We start from the raw sequence: 13,563 nt of genomic DNA on the forward strand, positions 1-13,563 counted from the left end.
GATTTCCAAGCAAAGCGCAAAATTGCGCTCTGTAAAAACACTCTGATTGGCGTGATTTAGACCATCTGCGATTTCAAATCGCGGTACTCAGAGAAACTGCACCTGCGCCAGCTTGTCACGCGCTGCGCCCTGCACCAGGTGGCCGTAGTGCTTCTCGATCATCGCCAGCGACGTGCCGGCAAGCTTCGCCACCGTCAGCAGGTCCATGCCGCCCACGATGGCGTCGGTGATCCAGCAGTGGCGCAGCGTGTAGAGCGTCACGCCGGCAGGTAGCCCAGCGCGCGCTGCGGCATCCCGAACAAGCTCGCTCCAGTCGGTGGGCGTCCACACCTTCTTCCCGTCCTGGGTGAACAAGTGCGCCTTGGGTAGCTTGCCCTTGGCCAGGCGGTCGAACAGCGCAGTGGCAGCGGACGAAAGCGGTATCTTGCGGTCGTGGTCCTTGCTGCGGAACCTCACGCTGGCGGTGCGGCCGTCATAGTCCGAGCGCAGGCACAGCGACGGGTCTCCCGGCCTGCAGCCCGTCAGTGCCACGCACTCGATCAGGTCGCGCACCGGCCCCTCAGCGGCCTCCAGCAGCGCTCGGCGCTGCTCCCGCTCCAGGTACAGGCCCCGGCGCTGCCCGGCGTCCTTGAGAGGCTTCACCGCATTCCACTCGAATGCAAGATCGGGGGATACCTTGCGGCGGGCCACGGCGTGGTTCAGGGCGGCCACCAGTGTCGTGCGGATGCGGTTGATGCTGGACCGCGCCAAGGGCTTCGCCACCGGTGGCCGGCCGCGCTTCACTGGCAGCGGCGGGAGGTCGCCTTTCTCCACGCGATCGCGCCAGGCCTCGATGTGATCCTGGTGGAGATCCTTGAGGCGCACCTTGCCCAGCTTGTCGCCATAGAGGCAGCGCTCGAACCGGCGCTTGGCGTCATCCGACGCGGTCTTGCGCCCATCCTTCTCCAGAGCGGTCACGTAGTCGCGGCAGGCATCGGCCACGGTGAGTTCGCTCTTGGGCGTCACCACGGCCAGCGGGGCGCCATGCTTATCGATCTCGGCGGAGAGGCGGCGGGCGGCCTCGCGGGCTCCTTCCAGCGTCGTTGCGGGGTAGTTGGCGAACGCCTTCTCCTGGCCACGGCCCCACACCATCGCCCACGACTTGGCGCCCGCAGCGGACACGCGCAGCACTAGGCCAGGAACCGTCGCGTCACGCAGGCGGTAGGCCCTGCCTGTGGCCTTCGCCGCGTCTACGGTTTTCAGTGTCAGCGCCTCTCTCGTCACCTTCGGCATCACCTTGCTCCTGCAAATCTCCTGCAAAAAGCAGTGTGCGGCCAAATCCATCGGGACGCAATGACACGGTAAATCAAGGGGTTTTAGGTGATCGCCTTGTGCCGCAAGGGCCTATGCCATCCTTCACACGGCAAGGGTCACAGGTTCGATCCCTGTACCGCCCACCAAATAGTAGACCTGACTTTTCAGGTGTTATGAAGAAGCCGGCTTTCAGCCGGCTTTTTCGTATGCGCAGAGTAAGTGCATGGAGGTCGTGTCGGCTCCAAGTAACCGGTGACTCGCCGTCAGATGGATATGGGACTCTACTAGCTTACCCTGGCCCGCTTTGACTTTTTCCCTAGCGAAAAGGCTTGTGCGTACATAGTCAAGCAGGTCTCTGCGTTCGATTACCCGCTCCACTATCACCTGTACGCTTTCGTACTCGAAACCCTTCGTGAACTCCACTATCCGTGTCCTTGCAAGTCGATGGTCGAAGTTCGAGGACGTCTGGATGACCGATTTTAGGTTCAGCGCTTTTCGATTCTCATTCGATTGTTGAGCGCAGCCCGACTTCAGAGGCCGATCATCGCCGATTGCGATACCGTCGTCGCTTTACTAGCTCAAATGCAGATATGGCAGCAAAGAAAACTGCATACGCCGCCCACAATCTGAATGATGCGCGAAAGGGATGCGGATTTCCTGATTGAATCGCAATGAAGTAGAGGGCGCCAAGAACGAGAATGCCCCCGGCTTGGTATGCGAGAAAGCCACGTAGTACTGGATTCACTTCTTCTTCTCCATCGTCTTTTGTGCCGCATCTACGGCGGCTCCGGCGGTGCTCTGCCCTAGCTGTGATGCTCCCGCTTGTGTGATCGACTGACGAGGAATTGCGACTCCTGTTGATGCGGTGGTGGAGGCGATGTTCGGGGCGCCGGGAGATGCGGAGCTGCTCAGCCTATTCAGAGCGCCTTTGGCGGCTGGTCCCGCGAAGTCGCCTGCTGCAGCTGCAACACCGGAACCTGCCAGACCACCAACAGCGCCTCCGGTCGCTGCCGTGAGCACTCCACCAGCGGAAATCGGCTCTCCCTTGAGGGCGCTCTCTGCGGCGGCACCGGCGCCGCCAGTGACGAAATTCGCCGCTGCTTGAATGGCAACGGCTCGGCCGACAGAAATCACTCCAGACTCCACGGCTGCGACAGCGATACCGCCCACGCCGCCTGAGACCGAACCCACCCCTGCTGCTATCAATGCCTGCGTCTGATCGATTGGTTTATCCGGATTCATCAGCTTCTGGATGGCAATATTGGACAGGCCCCCCGCTATCGCGCCATAGATGAATGGCAGGGCTGGATTTCGCCCATCTGGATCAGTGAATTTGTACGGATTCCCGTTGGCATACCGATAGCGATTGAACTGGCCTACAGGCTGGTCATACGCTGAGACCGGGTCCACTGAGAGGAAGACTCCCAGCTCCGGATCCATGTATCGCTGTTGCATGTAGCTCAAGCCCGTAGTCGAGTCGCTCACATGCCCTGTGTATCCGGGTCCGTCGGTGACCTGTCCTCCTACCAGGGTCCCATAGGGCTCGTAGTCATAACGCTTTATCACGTTGCCGTTGGCGTCGCTCTCAGCAACAAGGGAGCCAAGGGCGTCGGTATGAATGTAGGTAACCGTCTCCGGACCTTCAGCGTTCGCGGATGGAGGCAGGCCAAGCCCAATTGGCAGCGCAATGTGTAGCCAAGTACTTGCTGCAACCAGTGTTCGGAGACGAACTCCAACCCTTGATGCGCAGGCGGATTCATCGCCCGCGTTCCTTTTGAATGTATGCATCCTTTCTTTCCCCGAAAGCGCTGTCCAAGATGACTTGACTAGGCAGTATGACCGTGGCGTTCGTGCACCGATCCGAGTGGATCATATACCGCAATGGCCGCCTTCGCTGGGTAGAAGAGCCGCGTCCATCCCTGTGCCACCTACCATGTTGCAGAACAAAAAGGGCCTCCAGCAATGGGCCATCTTTGCTGCGCGTGCATCAGCCAGGTCTTCCTGCCGCGAATCCCATGGCATGGCCTAGCCCATCCTGTGCAGCGCGCGCGATCTGGCGTGCGGCAACGATCAATCCGTCCCGATGGAAGTCACCGAGTTGATCCTGCGGATCGCCATCCAGGCGCGCACGTTCGGCGGCATGCAGTAGATCCAGTACGGCATTCAAAGCGGCCAGCGAGCGGTCGAGCGAGCCGAAGCCTGTGGCGCTGAGTGTCTGCGGGGTACATGCGCGCCCGGCTTGGTCATCACCGGCGCGGATGGCATCGAGGCAGGAAAGGAACGTTGGGCGCGAAGGCGGCAGCAGTCGCTCCGCTAGAGCGCATTCGATCTCACGCGCAAGGTCTTCGGGCACGTCGGCTGCGACGTCGCCGATAAGCGCGTGCAGGCGGGGATGGATGGCGGTTCGGTTGGTCATGGCGAAACCCTCACTGGCGTAGGGCCACCTTCTGGAGTGAAGGTGGCGGACGGTGCGGGTTGGCGTGCCAAGGCAAACAAGCTTCAAGGGAGAAGAACGCCTGGCGGATCTTGCGATCCCCACGCACCGCCCGCCATTGAGGGCAGTCGGTGCATTCTCTCAACTGCGATTTCTCTCGCAGTCCTTGAAGCCTGTTCGTTTATTCGAGACGCCAATCCCGGCCAAGGCGTCTTGCCTCGGCGCGGCGATCTTCAAGCCGGGCCATCACATCAGTCTGTAAGGAAAGTTCTCAACTGGCCCTAGGCAGGCCAGACGTTTTCCGATGTGTGCCGTCGGACACCTGCGAGTAGTGCGGCCCATCACTGATGGCGCACATCGCCGCCCCTGCCGACCGTGCACGAGACGACTCCAGAGCGGCGCCGCCACGGCAATCGCGTCACCCTGCGCGGCGAGGCGGGACCATGCCACGCATGGAGCCAGAGGGTTCCATCCCTGCGCTGTCCCGCCGCCCCGGGCAGGCGTAGTCTCAGCCCGTTGCCGTGCCCATCCACTCTGGAGTGCCACCATGCCGCTCGCCCGCATCGATCTTCGCAAAGGTAAATCCGCCGACTACCTGCAACGCGTCGGCGAAACCATCTACCAGGCCATGCGCGCGGTGGGGGTGCCGGAAAATGATCGCTTCCAGATCTTCCAGGAACACGCGCCCGGCACGCTGATCCACGACCCCGGCTACCTGGGCGTGGATCGCACCGACGACTTCATCTGCATCCAGATCACCTGGAACGAAGGGCGCACGCTGGAGCAGAAGAAGGCGTTGTACCTGGGCATTGCCGATGGCCTGCATGCGGCGGTGGGTATCCGCCGCGAGGATGTGTTCATCAACCTGGTGGAGGTGAAGAAGGAGAACTGGTCGTTTGGCAATGGGCAGGCGCAGTACGTGAGTTGATGCGGGAACGGTGCCTGCGCCTCACGCGGTTTGGTCAGGCCATGCGCGGCGACGCCTGCTGTTGTGCCTGTTGCTCGTCCTGCGCCAGCCGGCTTGCGTCGCGGGATTGCTGCTGCACGTTGACCTGCTGATACAGCGTGTCCGCGTCGCCCTGCTGCGTATCGAGCAGGGACAGGCGCTGGCGATTGGCGGCAGGGTCCGGCGAGGCGGTGTCGCCGCTGCGATGCAGGAATACGTAGCCGGGTGCCTCGGCGGTGCTGTTTGAACTGAATGCCACCTGCAGCGTGTCCTTTTCGCTGAAGCCGGCCTGCACCGCCGCGTGGGTCAGATGGCCGGCCAGTCGTTCGTGCTCCTGTCCGGGGGGCAGTCCCTGCTGTTCGCTGGCCTGGGCGAGTGCGGTACGCACTTTCTGGTCCAAGGCATGAAGGCTGTGCCCCGGTGCGCGCGCGTCCGCAGCCAGACGCTCGCCCAAGGGGCCATCAATACCATCGGTTTCGCTGAGCAGACGCTGCTTCAAGCTGCGCTCGGGCAGGGGATGGGTGGTGGTGCGGTTGAGTTCGCTGTTGGGGAAGGGCGGTTCAATGCTGTCCACGCCATGGATGTTGCGCAGGGGGCGATAACCGTCCTTGCCCTGTGACTGGACGCCCAGCGGAATGCGGACGTCTGGCAGCAATTGGCCGACGGGGCCGCCGATGCTGTTCACGTCCAGGCTGTGCTTGCGCTGGATGCCGGCATGATTCAATGCGTCCCAGGTGAAGTCCACGCAGTTGTGACGCACGTCGGCGTAGTGCTTGCTGAAGCCGTGCGCCACTGGATCGTCGCCGAACGCCTTGAGCTTGTTGTACTGGGCTTCGGTGATTTCGATGGTACGGACATGGGCGGGGTCCTTATAGACTTTCACGTCGTCTCTGACGATGCGCCCGGGACCATTCATGCTGCCATGCTCGACGGGTGCGAAGCCGAAACTCTGCGCCGCTTTACCTGGAGCGTGCAGAACGTAGAACATGTGGCCAGGCCCGGAAGTATCAGGAGTGCCATCGGGCGTCAGCTGCTGCTTTCCCGAATCGGGATCGAGCAGTGGGGTGCCGGGTGCGGCAATGACAATGTCCAGGCTGTAGCGGGGCTTGTTCATGGAAACTCCTTCGTTCCTTCGAATGAATGGTGTCACTTCCCTGCAGGACGCGAGGCGTGCACGACTAGCCTTGCCGAATAGTCTTGCAGTCCTGATATGGCATGGACCGTTTGAATCTGCAGCCGGTATCTGCTGTCGAGCTCCAGCGGCAGCGCTGTCACGTTCAGGAGGTAGCTGCCGTCGCTGCCTGATGCGAGCGAGGCATAGCGCCAGCTCTCAGAGTGGTGCCACGAGGGGAGCGGCTCAACACCGTTGCGCGCGCGTGCCTGATAGCTGTCCTGTGTTGCAATCTCCTGCCAGGTAGTACCTTCCCGACGCTGCAGGGATACTTCGAATGGGATGTTGATACTTGCTATATCGGGCGTGCCCGTTGTAGCTGGACTTCGCCGCTGCAGTTCCAGTTCCACCGCATAAGTGCGGTAGCTGGCAAAATTGCGCGCCGTGGTTTCGAACTCGAACTGCACCTGCTGGCCCGGCGTGTCCACGGCGATGGGCTGTGAGAGTTCCAGCGGCTCTGGCGGTGGGGGCGGCCCCTTGTCGGCACAGGCGGCAAGCAACGCGGTCAGGCCGAGCAGGCTGATGCGCAGCCGGTGTGTGATGCGAGTGGTCATGCGGATCCCTCTGGCTCCTTGCCGTGGCCATCTGAACCCTAACGTTGGCGAGGCGGGGCCTGCAAGCGTAGGGACCGCGGTGCGGTGCATTCACATGTCGCCGCTGGAGGCGAGCCCCTGCGTCACCGTGTCGCAGGGGCCAAACCCTGAACGGGGTCCAAGGTTGGCTATGGCCCCGTAGAATGGCGGCGTGCGCCATTCTGTTCTCCACCGCCGGTTCCAGGCCCTGGCATGGCTTGCCATGCTGCTGGTGCTGCTCGCCCCGCTGGTGAGCCGCTGGCTGGCGCATGGTCACGTGGCTGCCGCTGCGCCGGTGGCGGCCATGGACCACGCAATGCACGCAGAGCACGCGCTGCACGCGATGGAAGGGCACCACGACCATCACGCAATGGCCATGCCGCACGGCGGGGCCACGAAGAAGCCGCCCGCCGATCCACATGCCGATCATGAGATGGGTGTGGACTGCGATTACTGCCTGATCGCTGCACGGCTGATCACCCTGCTGGTGGCGGCCGTGCTGCTGTTGGCGCCGATGGCACCGGTGTGCCGCGCACTGCGCGGCGCGGTGCGGGCGTTGCCGCGACAGATCAGCGGCACGTTGGGCGCGCGTGGGCCGCCGGCCTTGATGGCCGCCTGAGCCGCACGCGCGCTGTATTGAACGTTCTTCCATGAGGTTGCCGGCCACGGCCGGTGCCCGCACGCGCGTGTCTGTCCCTTTTTGATTGCTGCCCTGCCATTGCGGGGTGGCCTTGCATGCCGTGAAAAAATGAAAACGAACCCCAACCCCGCGCGTCTGCGCCGGGCGACGCTGCCTGTACTGTGCGCGTTGCTCCTGCACACCGCCCACGTACTTGCCGCTGACGCGGCCCCACCGACCACGCTGGATACGGTGCGGGTGGTCGATACCCGCAGCGGTGAACTGTCGTCCACCGCCAGCGCGGGCTCTGCGTTGGGCCTGAGCGTGTTGCAGACACCGGCCAGCCTGACGGTAATTTCGCGCGAGCAGCTGGAGCAGCGCGGCGACAGCAACCTCAACGATGCGATCAGCCGGGCGGGTGCGATCAGTGCCATGCCGCATCCGGGCAATGGCCTGAGTGCGCTGTCCAGCCGCGGCTTCACCGACGGTGCCTCGGTGATGCGGCTGTACGATGGGCTGCGCCAGTACGGCGGCGTGGGCATCACGTTCCCGTTCGATACCTGGTCGATCGAGCGCATCGAAGTGCTGCGCGGCCCGGCCTCGGTGATCCATGGCGACGGGGCGATCGGCGGCGTGATCAACATCGTGCCGAAGAAGCCCACGCGTGGGGCGATCGAGAACGAGATCAGCGTGACCGTGGGCAGCGAGGACACCGCGCGGCTGGGCTTCGGCAGTGGTGGCGCGCTGACGCCCGAGCTGGCCTACCGGCTGGATGTGAGCGGCAACTACAGCGGTGGCTGGGTTGATCGTGGACGCAACAGCGACGCGACTTTCTCCGGTGCGTTGCTGTGGCAGCCACGTGCGGATCTGCAGCTGACGCTCACCCATGCGCAGGGCTACCAGCAACCGATGCGCTACTTCGGCACGCCGCTGGTCGAGGGCCGCCAGCTGGAGGCGCTGCGCCACCGCAACTACAACGTGGACGACAGCGAGATCCGCTTCCGCGACCGCTGGACCCAGCTCGATGCACTGTGGACGCCGAACGCGAACGTTGAATGGCGCACGCGGGTTTATCAGATCGACAGCCAGCGCGATTGGCGCAATGCCGAGGCCTATGTCTACAACCGCGCTACCGGCCTGATTGATCGCTCGGGCAATACCGAGATCACCCACAACCAGGACCAGACCGGACTGACCTCGACGCTGCGCGTGCTGGGCAATGTGGGCGGTTGGGCGAACAGCTTCGCGGTGGGCCTGGATGCCAACCGCGCGCACTTCAAGCACACCAACAACACCTATGCCGGCAGCTCGGGCCCGGTCGATCCGTTCGATCCTGTCCCGGGCCAGTTCGCCAGCGACGCGCCGAACCTGCCGCGCTACCGCAACCTTGCCGAGCAGTACGCGCTGTTCGTGGAAGACCGGCTGGCGCTGAGCGAGCGCTGGTCGGTGCTGGGTGGCCTGCGCCACGACCGCGCGCGCATCGATCGCACCGATCTGATCAGTGGCCAGAATGCGTTCTCGAAGACCTACAGCAGCACAGGCTGGCGTGCGGGTACGGTACTCGCGCTGCAGCCGACGCTGAGCCTGTATGCGCAGTATTCGCAGGCGGCGGACCCGGTCAGTGGCCTGCTGATGATCAGCCCGGCCAACGGCGCCTTTGACCTGGCCAAGGGCCGGCAGATCGAGGTTGGCCTGAAGCAGGCCTTCGACGGTGGCGAGTGGACGCTGGCGGCGTATCGCATCCGCAAGACCGGGCTGCTCAGCCGCGATCCGCTGGTGCCGGATCGCCGGGTGCAGGTGGGCGCGCAGACCTCGCGCGGTATTGAAGCGTCGTTGAACTGGAACTTCGCGCCGCGCTGGTCGCTCGATGCCAACGCGACGGTGCTGAAGGCCGAATTCGAGGACTTCCTGGAAACCACGGGTTCGCCGGCGGTGTTGGTGTCGCGCGACGGCAACGTGCCGCCGAACGTGGCCGAGCGCCTGGCCAGTATGTGGTTGAGCTGGCAGTTCGCGCCGGACTGGAGCGCGGCGGGTGGCGTTCGCTATGTCGGCAAGCGCTACGCCGATAATGCCAACACGCTGGAGTTGCCCGGTTACAGCACCACCGACCTCGCCCTGACCTGGCAGGCGGCACCGCACACGCGGCTGTCCGCGCGATTGTTCAACGTGTTCGACAAGGGGTACTACGCCACCGCGTACTACACCAGTACGCAGTGGTTGCTGGGTGCGGACCGGCGCGTCGAATTCACCGTCGACCATCGCTTCTGAGGGCGCTGGCGATGACGATGCGTTCCACCGCCAAGCGCTGGACCTACCTGGTGCATCGCTGGCTGGGCATCGGCGGATGCCTGCTGATGCTGCTGTGGTTCGTCAGCGGCATGGTGATGCTGTTCATTGGTTACCCGAAGCTGACACCCGGCGAGCGGCTGGCGGCGTTGCCGTTGCTGGGTGATGCCCGCGACCTGCAGGGGCTGTCGACACTGCCTGCGGCTGTGCAGGCCGAGCCGGAGGCTGTGGCGTTGACCACACTGCGTGGAGCGCCTGCCTATGTGGTGCGCAGTGGCAGCAATGTGGGCGCCTGGTCTGCCGTGACCGGCCAGGCGCTGCTGCCGGTGTCGGCACAGCGCGCCGAAGCATCCGCTGCGCAGTTCGCGGGCGGCCAGGCCTTCGTGGGTGCGATGCGCGTGAATGAGGATCGTTGGACGCATTCGCGTGCACTGGACGCGCATCGGCCGCTGTATCGGGTGGAGGTGGGCGGCGCGCAGCCGGGCGACCTGTATGTGTCCTCGCGTACCGGTGAAGTGGTGCTGGACGCCCCGCATGTGCAGCAGCGCTGGAACTATGTGGGCGCCTGGCTGCACTGGCTGTACTTCCTGCGCATGCAGTCGGTCGACCCGGTGTGGACGTGGGTGGTGATCGTGCTGTCCGCACTGTGCACGGTGGCGGCGATCAGCGGCATCGTGGTGGGCGTATGGCGCTGGCGTTTCCGTGGGCACTATCGTTCCGGTGCGAAGACGCCGTACGTGGAGTCGTGGATGCGCTGGCACCATCTGATCGGATTGTGTGCTGCGGCCTTCGTGTTCACCTGGATTTTCAGCGGGCTGATGTCGATGAACCCATTGGGTGTCTTCAGCAGTACGGGTGAAGCGATCGATGTTGAGCACTACCGTGGCGGCGCGGTGGCGGTGGATGGTGCGCTGGGTGATCCTGCGAAGCTTCTGGCGATGGCCGAAGCTGCGCGCTTCCAGCCGGTGGAGATCCAGTGGCGACGGATCGGTGGTGAGCTGTTCGCGGTGTTGCTGGACGGGCAGGGTGATACGCGCATCGTGTCCGGCGGCAATGGGCACCTGCATGTCGCACGGTGGCTGCCGACCGCGTGGTTGCAGCAGAGGGCACGTGCGCTGTCCGCTACACCCATGCAGGGTTTCGTGGTGCAGCATGCAGCGGATGCGTACTTCTACCCGCGTGCGCCCGAGGCCATGAATGGTGCAGCGGTACGTCGCTTCCCGGTGGCAGTGGTGGATTTCGGTGATGCCGAGGCGACACGCGTCTATCTCGATCTGGCGACCGGCGATCCGTTGCTGACGATGGGGCATCGTGAGCGGGTGGGGCGCTGGCTGTTCTACTTCCTGCATAGCTGGGACCTGCCGGCGATGCTGCGCCAGGAAGGTGCCCGGTTGGTGGTGTTGCTGCTGCTGAGCGCTGCCGGCACCGCGTTGTGTGCCACGGCGACAGTGATCGGCTATCGGCGATTGCGGATGAAGCTGCGGCGCAGGCGGCGCTGATGCCCTGGGCTACACCCGCAGCCAACGCGTGGACATCGCCACCAGCAACAAGGCCGTGGCCACGCCGATGAATGCAGCGATCAGGCCGAAGTGGTTGGCGGCAAAACCGATCAGTGCCGGGCCAGCAAGGATGCCGGCAAAGCCCAGCGTGGAAACGGCGGTGATGGCCAGCGCGCCGGGCATGCGGGTCTGGTGGCCAGCCAGCGAGAACAGCGCCGGTGCGATGTTGGCGCAGCCGAGGCCGACCAGCACATAGCCGATCAGCGACGCCTGCCACGGCGTGACCAGGGTCAGCACCAGCACGCCCGCGGCGGCAAGCAACGCGCCGAACACGATCGCGCGCTGGCGGCCCACGCGTGCCACCAGTGCATCACCGAACAGGCGTGCGACGGTCATGGTCAGGGTGAAGGTCACATAGCCGATGCCGGCGAGGCCGGCATCGACGCGGCGCACGTCGCTGAGAAACACCGCGCTCCAGTCGAGCATCGCACCTTCGCCGAGGAAGGCGACGAATGCCAGCACGCCGATGAACAGCACGATGCCGTGTGGCAGGGCCAGCATCGGTGTGTCGTGCGGCATGCGTTCGCTGTGCCAGTACGACGCCGACAGCAGCATCACCAGCAGCATGGCGCCAACGCCGGTCAGCACGGACGCCGAGGGAGGCAGGTGAGCAGACAGCAGCACGGTCATGGTGGCCGCGCCGAGGAAGCCGCCGATGCTGAAGAACGCATGGAAGCCGGACATCATCACGCGCCGTGCTTCGCGCTCGACGATGACGGCCTGTACGTTCATCGTGCAGTCCATTGCCCCCACGGCGGCGCCGAACACGAACAGGACCAGCCCGAGTGTCCAGGCCGAACCGGCCAGCGCCAGGCCGGGCACGGTCAGGCAGATCAGCAGGCTGCTGGCCACCATCACCCGCCGGCAACCGAGGCGCGCGGCCAGCACGCCGGACAACGGCATCGCCAGCAGCGAACCGGCACCGAGGCAGAGCAGCACCAGCCCCAGCGTGGCGTCGTTGATCCCGGTGCGTGCCTTTGCGAACGGCACCAGGGTGGCCCACAGCGCGGTGGCGAAGCCGGGAATGAAGAACGCAGCGCGGGTCGCGTGCTGTTCGGCACGCGCGCGGTTGGCAACGGACATGAGCGGTACGGTCAGGGGGGAGTGGGGTGTACCGCGATGCCTGCGGCGCGGAAGCGTGCCGCCAATGCGGGCGGTGCGGTGGTGGTCAGCACCAGGTCGTCGATCTCGTCGAGGCTGGCAATCTGCCAGTTGCCGCGTGCACCCAGCTTTTCAGTCGTGGCGGCGACGATGACACGGCTGCTGCAGGCCACCATCGCGCGCTTCAGCGTGGCTTCTTCCGCATCCATTGCCCACACGCCGGTGTCGCCGTCCACCGCGCAGGGGCCGGGCAGGTACACATCGGCGCGCAGGCGCTGCACCTGGGCCAGTGCTTCGGCGCCGACCGCGCCGCCACCGCTGGCCAGGCGCCCGCCGATCAGCTGCACCGAGGTGCCTTCAAGCAGGCTGGCGGCCGTGGCGATCTGTGGCGCGTTGGTGATCACCGTCAAGCCGAGGGCGGCCGGCAACTGCTGGGCGATCGCCAGGTTGGTTGAACCGGCGTCGAGCAGTACGACCTGGCCGGGTTGCAGCAACGCGCAGACGCGGGCGGCCAGCTCGGCCTTGTCGCCGCGGTCGCGGGTCAGCCGCTCGCGCAGCGGGCGTTCCTTGGGCGGTGGCAGCACGGCGCCACCGTAGACGCGCTGGCACAGGCCCTGCGCGGCCAGCTCGCGCAGGTCGCGGCGGATCGAATCTTCGGACACGGCATAGCGGCGCGCCAGCTCGGCGGCAACCACGCGGCCCTGCTGGCGCAGTTCCTCCAGAATCTGCCGGGTGCGCTGGGCGGGGAGGGGGCTGGGATCGGAGCTCATGCTGCAAGTCTGCACGTTCGTGCATTAACGTGCAACAACGTGCATGCTGCGTTTGGGCGGGGCACAGGGCGGCTGGACTGCCGGTGAATCCGCCCGCGCCCACGTCTATGGATCGCCCTCGCGGCCCGGCATGATGGCGGGGCACCTGGCATGGAATCCCTGATGTCCCCCACCGTTCACCGCAAGCTGCGCATCGGCGCGGACCAGTACACCGGCCAGAAAGTGGTCGACCAGCAGTTCCATGAGTGCGATTTTTCCGGTGCCGACCTGACCGCCACCGAGTTCATCAACTGCAGCTTCTACGATGCCGACAGCCGCAGCGGCTGCCGCTTCAATGGCGCCACATTGAAGGAGGCCAGCTTCCGCAGCTGCGACATCAGCATGTGCCACTTCAACTTCATCAAGGCGCTGGGCCTGGAGATCAGCGAGTGCCGCGCGCAGGGTGCGGATTCCAGCAACGCCAGCTTCATGAACCAGATCACCACGCGCAGCTGGTTCTGCAGCGCCTTCATCAAGAAGTCGAACCTGCGCTATGCCAATTTCTCGCGGGTCACGCTGGAGAAATGCGAACTGTGGGAGAACCGCTGGGACGGTGCAAACGTCAGCGGCGCCAGCTTTGCCGGCTCGGACCTGTCCGGTGGCCAGTTCGAGGGAATCGACTGGAACAGCGCCAACTTCACCGACTGCGACCTGACCAATTCCGATCTGGGCGAGCTGGACCTGCGCAGCACCAACCTGCGTGGCGCCACGCTGGATGTCCAGCAGGTGGCGCTGTTGATGCAGCGGATCGGCATCACGGTGGTGCCGTAGGC

General features: G+C 64.7%; 12 protein-coding genes. 5 read left to right on the forward strand and 7 right to left on the reverse strand.

Annotated elements, in window-relative coordinates; all coding sequences use genetic code 11:
- Window positions 1-87: 87 nt before the first annotated feature.
- From AC5P7F_RS07130 to AC5P7F_RS07140, 3 genes are all read right to left on the reverse strand, one after another.
- Entirely contained in the window at window positions 88-1,272 is a 1,185-nt protein-coding gene (locus AC5P7F_RS07130; RefSeq protein ID WP_197641261.1) for a site-specific integrase, read from the reverse strand.
- A 762-nt stretch (window positions 1,273-2,034) separates the two neighbouring features.
- The gene (locus AC5P7F_RS07135) at window positions 2,035-3,081 is read right to left on the reverse strand and encodes an RHS repeat-associated core domain-containing protein (RefSeq protein ID WP_080052965.1); all 1,047 of its coding nucleotides are present in this window, start codon (window positions 3,079-3,081) and stop codon (window positions 2,035-2,037) included.
- A 199-nt stretch (window positions 3,082-3,280) separates the two neighbouring features.
- Window positions 3,281-3,709, reverse strand: coding sequence for a hypothetical protein (locus AC5P7F_RS07140; protein WP_014646194.1), 429 nt, complete (start codon window positions 3,707-3,709; stop codon window positions 3,281-3,283).
- Between the two features lie 565 nt (window positions 3,710-4,274).
- Between AC5P7F_RS07140 and AC5P7F_RS07145 the strand changes: the two genes are divergently transcribed.
- The gene (locus AC5P7F_RS07145; RefSeq protein WP_014646195.1) at window positions 4,275-4,655 is read left to right on the forward strand and encodes a tautomerase family protein; all 381 of its coding nucleotides are present in this window, start codon (window positions 4,275-4,277) and stop codon (window positions 4,653-4,655) included.
- Between the two features lie 34 nt (window positions 4,656-4,689).
- Here AC5P7F_RS07145 and AC5P7F_RS07150 read toward each other — a convergent pair whose 3' ends face one another.
- Together AC5P7F_RS07150 and AC5P7F_RS07155 are read right to left on the reverse strand one after the other, a co-directional pair.
- Window positions 4,690-5,787, reverse strand: coding sequence for an XVIPCD domain-containing protein (locus AC5P7F_RS07150; RefSeq protein WP_014646196.1), 1,098 nt, complete (start codon window positions 5,785-5,787; stop codon window positions 4,690-4,692).
- Window positions 5,788-5,819: 32 nt separating this feature from the next.
- Window positions 5,820-6,398 carry a hypothetical protein gene (locus AC5P7F_RS07155; RefSeq protein ID WP_032958533.1) on the reverse strand — a complete coding sequence of 193 codons (579 nt, stop codon included), beginning with the start codon at window positions 6,396-6,398 and terminating at the stop codon, window positions 5,820-5,822.
- A gap of 241 nt (window positions 6,399-6,639) precedes the next feature.
- On the opposite strand from AC5P7F_RS07155, the gene AC5P7F_RS07160 reads away from it, so the two are divergent.
- The 3 genes from AC5P7F_RS07160 (at window position 6,640) to AC5P7F_RS07170 (ending at window position 10,820) form a co-directional block, all read left to right on the forward strand.
- Window positions 6,640-7,035: a DUF2946 family protein gene (locus tag AC5P7F_RS07160; protein WP_164077255.1), complete on the forward strand. Its 396-nt coding sequence runs from the start codon at window positions 6,640-6,642 to the stop codon at window positions 7,033-7,035.
- 129 nt (window positions 7,036-7,164) lie between these two features.
- Window positions 7,165-9,303 carry a TonB-dependent siderophore receptor gene (locus tag AC5P7F_RS07165; protein ID WP_164077248.1) on the forward strand — a complete coding sequence of 713 codons (2,139 nt, stop codon included), beginning with the start codon at window positions 7,165-7,167 and terminating at the stop codon, window positions 9,301-9,303.
- Between the two features lie 11 nt (window positions 9,304-9,314).
- Entirely contained in the window at window positions 9,315-10,820 is a 1,506-nt protein-coding gene (locus AC5P7F_RS07170) for a PepSY domain-containing protein (protein WP_164077247.1), read from the forward strand.
- Window positions 10,821-10,829: 9 nt separating this feature from the next.
- On the opposite strand, the gene AC5P7F_RS07175 is transcribed toward AC5P7F_RS07170, so the two are convergent.
- A complete protein-coding gene (locus AC5P7F_RS07175) occupies window positions 10,830-11,963 on the reverse strand; it encodes an MFS transporter (RefSeq protein WP_164077246.1) in 1,134 nt (377 codons plus the stop codon).
- A gap of 11 nt (window positions 11,964-11,974) precedes the next feature.
- Window positions 11,975-12,751: a DeoR/GlpR family DNA-binding transcription regulator gene (locus tag AC5P7F_RS07180; protein WP_014646202.1), complete on the reverse strand. Its 777-nt coding sequence runs from the start codon at window positions 12,749-12,751 to the stop codon at window positions 11,975-11,977.
- A 162-nt stretch (window positions 12,752-12,913) separates the two neighbouring features.
- On the opposite strand from AC5P7F_RS07180, the gene smqnr reads away from it, so the two are divergent.
- A complete protein-coding gene (gene smqnr / locus AC5P7F_RS07185) occupies window positions 12,914-13,561 on the forward strand; it encodes a SmQnr family pentapeptide repeat protein (protein ID WP_164077245.1) in 648 nt (215 codons plus the stop codon).
- Window positions 13,562-13,563 lie beyond the last annotated feature (2 nt).

This window comes from Stenotrophomonas sp. YJH_SMC_105-26, assembly GCF_059368915.1.